4 protein-coding genes are annotated in these 6,575 nt (G+C 43.0%); 3 read left to right on the forward strand and 1 reads right to left on the reverse strand.

The genetic code is table 11. From position 1 onward, the window contains the following. Positions 1-516: 516 nt before the first annotated feature. On the reverse strand, positions 517-1,977 hold the full coding sequence (locus VE944_RS14765; protein ID WP_324978214.1) for a sensor histidine kinase: 1,461 nt from the start codon (positions 1,975-1,977) through the stop codon (positions 517-519). A gap of 286 nt (positions 1,978-2,263) precedes the next feature. Between VE944_RS14765 and VE944_RS14770 the strand changes: the two genes are divergently transcribed. The 3 genes from VE944_RS14770 (at position 2,264) to VE944_RS14780 (ending at position 6,366) form a co-directional block, all read left to right on the forward strand. After that, entirely contained in the window at positions 2,264-3,082 is an 819-nt protein-coding gene (locus VE944_RS14770) for an SDR family oxidoreductase (protein ID WP_324978216.1), read from the forward strand. Positions 3,083-3,569: 487 nt separating this feature from the next. Then, on the forward strand, positions 3,570-5,474 hold the full coding sequence (gene dnaK, locus VE944_RS14775) for a molecular chaperone DnaK (protein ID WP_324978218.1): 1,905 nt from the start codon (positions 3,570-3,572) through the stop codon (positions 5,472-5,474). A gap of 253 nt (positions 5,475-5,727) precedes the next feature. Next, a complete protein-coding gene (locus VE944_RS14780) occupies positions 5,728-6,366 on the forward strand; it encodes an acetoacetate decarboxylase family protein (protein ID WP_324978220.1) in 639 nt (212 codons plus the stop codon). Positions 6,367-6,575: the final 209 nt, after the last annotated feature.

The following is a 6,575-nucleotide window of genomic DNA, read 5'->3' on the forward strand; positions in this document are numbered from 1 at the left end:
ACCAGATTCAGTTCTGACTGTTTCGTTTTGTAAAGTTACCTTGACTAAACGTAAGCTTTCTTTCTCAATTACTTCAAAACCTGCCATAATTTTCCTTTTGATGTTTGCAGAAATGTGTACTTGGCTCTTAACTAGAATTTATATACATTTTTGGCATCTATTTTTACAGATGGCAAGTCAGAAAAATTTAATTAGATTGTTAAACAAAGTCTATTTGATGAAGATGAATTATCTGTGTTCAAAAAAATAGGTCAACGTAATTAAACATAAAATCCTTAGTAAATAGATCCCCAACTTTTCAAAGAACTTAGGGATCTATATATTGTGTTTTATTTTTACTCACCTACTGTTTAATTTAACGTAAGTTCTACGGGTTATATTGGTTCGCATAAATTAGTCGAATAAAAAGACCTCTCTTTGGCTTTAGGTAATAAAGCCAAAGAGAGGTTTATCAAACTCAGGTTTATTTAGAGTGAATATTTATAATTTGGAAAAATAGTTAATGAATCTTCGCTCCTAAGCTTTAGCTCCAAATTGATGTTTATTGCTAACTTCTAGAGGAAGGAAAATCGTCAAAACTTCCCCATAGTGTGGACGCTGACGCACAATCAATTTACCGCCGATCGCCTGAAACAAATGCTTGGTTGCGGCGATATTCAAACTAATCGTACCCGTTTCTGGTTGGAACATCAGCAATTGACCTAGAGCTTTGCGAATTGGTGGCGTTGCAGGTATAGCGGCTTTACTTGAATCTCTGCACCCAAATTGCGGCGATAATTGTAACTTAAGTTGATCTCCCGCCGGGATAACTTGTACTTGAATATGACTACCAGCAGGTAAGCTGCGAGTAAAATTCTCTATCAAACCAGTGAGTACCTGATCCAGCATCATGGGATTACTTACCACAGTTGGTAGTTGCTGGGGTAAAACAACATTTAAAGTTAAGTTCCGCCGATGCGCTGCTTGTTCCCAACGGGGAATGCTCTGCTGCAACACTTGATCTAAAGACATCGGTGTGAGTTGAGTTTTTGGCGATTTTGCTGAGGTAGTAGTTTCCAATTCTGCTGCCTTAAACAGCAACTCCATGCGATCAATTTGTTCGGTACACTCGTGATCAATAATTTTTAAGCGATTGATTACGCTAGCATCTAAGTCTCGCCGCTTCAGCAGTAGGCGAGTCATGGTGCGAATAGTTGTTAAAGGTGTGCGGACTTCGTGAGCGAAAGCTTGGAGCAATTCCACATCAGGATTCGGACATTGGGCATTGGGCATTGGGCATGGGATATTCTCCTTGTCTTCCTTGTCTCCAGTTCCTAGTAAAGAGTCCTTAGTCTCTTCTGCTTCTGTTAATTCCTGAAGCAACAACTGGCTAAACTGAATCATGATGCGGCAATCTGGCGCAACCGGAGAATACTCTTGTACTAAAGTATCCAGGCGGGCAAAAAATTCTGGATTAGCCAGCATGACTCTTGCTCCTAGCGATCGCCAAGCCTGCTGCACTACCTCTGGCTCAAAAGAAAATGAAAAGGTTTTTTTACCGTTTTTGTGGGTTGCTAAAACCAGCACTAATCTAAATTTTTCTGTAAAAACCAAGCAAAACTGTTCTGCACCTAGTGGATCGGCAGGTAATAAGGAGAGTACCGATTCATGGGGAGCGATTTCTTCATTTACAAACGCGGTTGCATCTGGCATCTGAAATGGCATCAGCGCCAAGGGGTTAAATGGTTTTGCCGTAAAGGTTACTGTTTGTAAGCTTTGAGTTAGTTTTGGCTGACTAAATAAAGGTGCTGGTGCAGCTAAAACTAATCCTTGGGTTGTGTCAACTGAACCACCTGCTAAAGTATTTAATAGCAAATGTTCTGTTGCTGCTAGGCTGACACGCCACTGCCGCTCTGCTTTAGCAGGTGAACATTCAGCCACACTTGATTGATTTTCAGCCAAGATTTCGCTCAAACTTGGCAATATCCATTTGTACACAGGCTTTCACCCCTTAATTCAAGAGTGACTAACAGTGTCTAGGGTAGACATTTCACTACTACCTAAAAGGTTATAGCTATTTGTGTGCTGATAACAGTGGTAGAACCGAACAATTCGGGCGCAATTTCCCGTCTAAGTGCGATGTCTACGACGGGCTACGCCTACGCAGTTATGGGCTGAAAAAGACTTGTGGTGACTTTTACCGATAGGTATTGCGATGCCTACGGCTGGCTACGCCTACGCATTTTTTGAGTAGATTAACAATAGACCATCTCAAAGGCACGTTATGACTTCTCTTAATTCAGTTGAAGATTTGGTACTAGTTGCTGGTGCGACTGGTGGCGTGGGGCAACTCGTGGTAGGCAAGTTACTAGAAAAGGGTTTGAAAGTTCGCGTTCTGACACGCAATGCCGCAAAAGCCGAAGAAATGTTTAACCAGAAAGTAGAAATTGCCGTTGGTGACATCCGCCAGCCAGCTACACTGCCAGCCGCAACACAAAATGTTAGCCACATCATCAATTGTACTGGAACCACTGCCTTTCCCTCTGCGCGATGGGAATTTGAGCAATCCCCAAACTTGATTGAATGGGGAATCACTTTCCTTAACCCCAAATCTAGTGAAGCAAAAGCAAAGAATAGTCCGGCAAAGGTCGATGCCCAAGGTGTGAGCAACCTAGTAGCAGCAGCACCCCGCAATTTGAAGCGGTTCGTTTTCGTCTCTTCTTGCGGAATTGAGCGTAAAAATCAGTTTCCTTTTAGTGTTCTTAATGCTTTTGGCGTATTGGATGCCAAACAGAAGGGCGAAGAGTCCATTATTAATTCAGGATTGCCCTACACCATTATCCGCCCAGGACGCCTGATTGACGGGCCATATACCTCATACGACCTCAACACCCTCCTCAAGGCAAAAACCGGGGGAAAATACGGTGTTGTCGTAGGCACTGGGGATACACTTTCAGGTGATACCAGCCGGATTGATGTAGCAAACGCTTGTGTGGAATGCCTTTTACACCCAAGTAGTTCCAGGAAAATTTTTGAAATAGTCAACCAGGGACAAAGACCGCCTGTAATTGACTGGGAAACTCTTTTTTCTCAGATCGAGTGAGTGCTGAGTAGTATGTTATTTAATGCCCAATACCAAAATATTGGCGATTAATACGGAATTACTGAGGCGATGCTTGCGGTGGGCTATTTGACGTAGCGCCTTTTAATTTTGTTCTATTTTCGGTACTTTTGTAACTTATTACCTCTAAAGGCGGCAAACACGACTCTACCGTTACGGTTCACCCTAATTACTGAAAGTATTAATTCCCATACATTAGACAGAGTGAAGGCAATAAATCCATGAAATAACTAAAAAAACTATTTAGTTAGTTTAACCGTCCTAAGCAAGGTTCGGGAAACCACCCTTCATGGACTGGCTAACACTAAGCTTCAGTATATATATCAGCATATCTGGAGTTTTAACCCCAGAAAAGCCAAAACAAAGGTATTCATGCTGAACTGGCTGATTTATTGACCCTATTGGTTCAAAATTTAGTCCTTTATATTCTCATTCATTCATTTGTAGTTATACGGAGCCAGCACCTAAAATGGCAAAAGTAGTTGGAATTGACTTAGGAACAACGAACTCCTGCGTGGCAGTAATGGAAGGTGGTAAACCCACAGTAATTGCTAATGCTGAAGGTTTTCGGACAACGCCCTCAGTAGTCGCATTTGCGAAAAATGGCGACAACTTGGTTGGTCAAATCGCCAAGCGCCAAGCGGTGATGAACACAGAAAACACGTTTTACTCAGTCAAACGCTTCATCGGACGCCGCTACGACGAAGTGAGTAACGAAGCTACGGAAGTTTCTTACAAAGTCCTCAGCAATAACGGCAATGTCAAATTAGATTGTCCAATCGCTGGTAAAGCATTTGCTCCTGAAGAAATTTCTGCAAAAGTTCTTCGCAAACTAGTTGAAGATGCCAGCAAATACTTGGGCGAAACCGTAACCCAAGCTGTAATCACCGTTCCGGCATACTTCAACGACTCCCAACGGCAAGCGACAAAAGACGCTGGTAAAATTGCCGGGATTGAAGTTCTACGGATTATCAACGAGCCAACAGCTGCATCTTTGGCTTATGGGTTTGACAAGAAGAGTAACGAAACCATTCTCGTGTTTGACCTTGGTGGTGGTACCTTCGACGTATCCGTACTGGAAGTAGGAGATGGAGTTTTTGAAGTACTAGCCACATCTGGTGATACCCACCTTGGCGGTGATGACTTCGATAAAAAAATAGTTGACTTCTTAGCTGATAAGTTCAAGAAAGCCGAAGGTATTGACCTGCGGAAAGACAAACAAGCCTTACAACGTCTGACTGAAGCCGCAGAAAAAGCCAAAATTGAGCTTTCTAGCGTCACTCAAGCAGAAATTAACCTGCCATTTATCACTGCTACCCAGGATGGCCCCAAGCACCTGGATACAACCCTGACTCGCGCCCAGTTTGAAGAACTTTGCTCTGACTTAATCGACCGTTGTCGTGTTCCTGTGGAAAACGCCCTTCGGGATGCCAAGTTAAACAAAGGCGATATTGATGAAGTGGTATTAGTTGGTGGTTCTACCCGCATTCCCGCAGTCCAACAGATTGTGAAGCAGGTATTGGGTAAAGACCCTAACCAAAGCGTGAACCCTGATGAAGTCGTAGCAGTTGGTGCAGCTATTCAAGCTGGGGTACTGGCTGGTGATGTAACTGGCATCTTGCTGTTAGACGTGACACCGCTATCTTTGGGTGTTGAAACATTGGGCGGCGTGATGACCAAAATTATCCCCCGCAACACAACAATTCCCACCAAGAAATCGGAAGTCTTCTCCACTGCTGTGGATGGACAAACCAACGTAGAAATTCACGTCCTCCAAGGTGAACGCGAATTCTCTAACGATAACAAGAGTTTGGGAACCTTCCGTCTGGATGGTATTCCTGCTGCACCACGCGGCGTTCCTCAAATTGAAGTGGTGTTCGATATTGATGCCAACGGTATCCTTAACGTCACAGCTAAGGACAAAGGTACTGGTAAAGAACAGTCCATCAGTATAACCGGCGCTTCCACCCTGGATAAAAATGACGTTGACCGGATGGTAAGAGAAGCTGAACAAAACGCTTCATCTGATAAAGAACGGCGTGAAAAGATTGAACGCAAGAACCAAGCCGACTCTTTGGCATACCAAGCTGAGAAGCAGCTACAAGAATTGGGCGATAAAGTTCCTGATGCTGACAAGACTAAAGTCGAAGGTTTGGTAAAAGAACTGCGGGAAGCAGTTGCTAAAGAAGACGATGAGCAAATCAAAAAGCTCACCCCAGAATTGCAACAAGCGCTATTTGCTGTTGGTAGCAATATTTATCAACAAGCTGGTGGCGGTGCTACACCTGGTGCTGAACCCCAAGATGGTGGTTCCACATCTACTGGTAGCAGTGGCGACGATGTAATTGACGCTGATTTTACAGAGAGCAAATAATTTCCCTACTTCTTTTGGGAAGATTATTTAGTCCCACCTCATATCACCCACTCAGGCAAATCCCTGAGTGGGGATTTTTTTTTAGGGGTTATGAGTTAAAAGTTAGGAGTTTGAAGTTAGGAGTTAGGAGTAGAGACGCGATTAATCGCCTCTGTACAGGAGTTTGAAGTTTGAGTAAAACTAATACTGGTAACTCTTAATCTTAATTCTTAACTTTATTCCTAACTCCTTACTCTTAACCCCTAACTCCCTTATGCCATATCCACAAGCACCTTGGACACTTCAAGGCTACGCTATCCAAACTCTGCATTTGGTAAATATTGACCAAGTGCGCTCTTTGATTCCCTTAGAGTTAGAAATTATTTCTGTATGGCCTGGGAAAACTCTCGCTAGCGTGTATTTATCTAATTACGGGTCAGGCTCGGTACTGGAGTACAGTGAGTTAATTATTGCCCCAGCTGTGGTTAATTACCAAAGGAAAATCGGTGGCTGGGTTTCCCACATTTATGTAGATAATGCTGATTCGGTGGCTGGCGGTCGAGAAATTTGGGGACTGCCAAAGGAATTAGCTCAGTTTACCTGGGAACAAGGAAAGCATGTTACTGTGCATCAGGGAAACCGGAAATTGTGTAGTCTTAACTATAATCATCAAAGCTTGGCATGGAGACAGTGGTTAACTGCCTCTGCTTTTGGCGCCAAGGGTGGTGATTTGCTGATATTCCCTGCTGAATTTGAGTCGGTGTTGGGTTTGATTAGTTCTAAGTTAGAAATCCCCGGCGAAAGTCCTTTTTCTGGAATAGGTTTAGGTCAGCCTTGGTTAACTGTGCGTTGTGAGCAGATGAGTTTGCGGATTGATGCGCCAAAAGTGGTAGGCCAATCCATTTTAAAGTAATTTAAAATCTTGATTTGATTAATATTTCTAAAACTAATACCACTTTTATATGAAGCTGCATATAATAGAGAAAACAACTCGATAAATTAAAATAACCATGAGCCGCCCTTTTCAGATTGAAATCGCAGAGAGCGAAGAAGAACTTAAAAAACGTCTACAAACAGCGAATTTAGGAAACCAGAAAGAAAAGCTTATTATGCTGTGGTGGA

The organism is Nostoc sp. (assembly GCF_035638895.1).
In the GTDB taxonomy this organism is placed as follows: Bacteria; Cyanobacteriota; Cyanobacteriia; order Cyanobacteriales; family Nostocaceae; genus Nostoc.